At 36.7% G+C, this 693-nt stretch carries 1 protein-coding gene; it reads left to right on the forward strand.

The annotated features are described in order from the left end of the window. Nucleotides 1-57 precede the first annotated feature (57 nt). Entirely contained in the window at nt 58-594 is a 537-nt protein-coding gene (locus HC728_RS19730; protein ID WP_190395983.1) for a GNAT family N-acetyltransferase, read from the forward strand. Nucleotides 595-693 lie beyond the last annotated feature (99 nt).

Below are 693 nucleotides of genomic sequence, written 5' to 3' on the forward strand. Positions count from 1 at the left end.
TGCATAGTAGCAAACGTGTTATGCAGGCGTTATGCCTACGAATAAAAAAGGAAGTTAATGTTTAAAATTGATACGGATAATCTTATTTTACGCGATATGATGTTTGAAGATGAAGCGTACTTTATTGCTATGTCTCAAGACACCAAATACCAACGTTTTTATAATGAGTCAGATTGTGAACCCGATAAATATAAAGAACTAACAAAATTGTTTATTGAACAATCAGTTGAAAGTCCAAGAAATTCGTTTCAATTAGCGATTGAGGACAAAAAGAGTGGCGAGTTTATAGGGACGGTTTGTTTGCGTTTGGAATCTAATTTTCAGGCATCAATTGGTTGTGGTTTATTGAGAAAGTGCCAAGGTTCAGGTTTAATGCAAGAGGCTGCAATTGCATTAGCAGATTTTGGTTTTCGCGAATTAAACGTTCATCGACTGTACGCAGAAACAATTAGTAAAAATGTAGCTGCAATTAAATTGTGTGAATTACTAGGTATGCAGAAAGAAGCTCATTTTCGTGAGCATCGATTCTTTAAAAACCAATGGTGGGACACGGTAGTTTTTTCAGTCTTGCACACTGAGTGGGTAAAGGCATAACAAAGCAATCAACACGATGCTTATTACACTCGGCATTCGTGGTTTAGGGTATAATTGGTTTTGGTAATTAATGCGTTCAGCACGTGTTATTGCGGCGTT

Source organism: Aliivibrio sp. S10_S31 (assembly GCF_014694495.1).
Lineage (GTDB): Bacteria > Pseudomonadota > Gammaproteobacteria > Enterobacterales > Vibrionaceae > Aliivibrio > Aliivibrio fischeri.

What these genes read in the sequence shown, in the direction of transcription:
- HC728_RS19730 (WP_190395983.1), top strand. Translation starts at nt 58, where the DNA reads ATGTTTAAAATTGATACGGATAATCTTATTTTACGCGATATGATGTTT.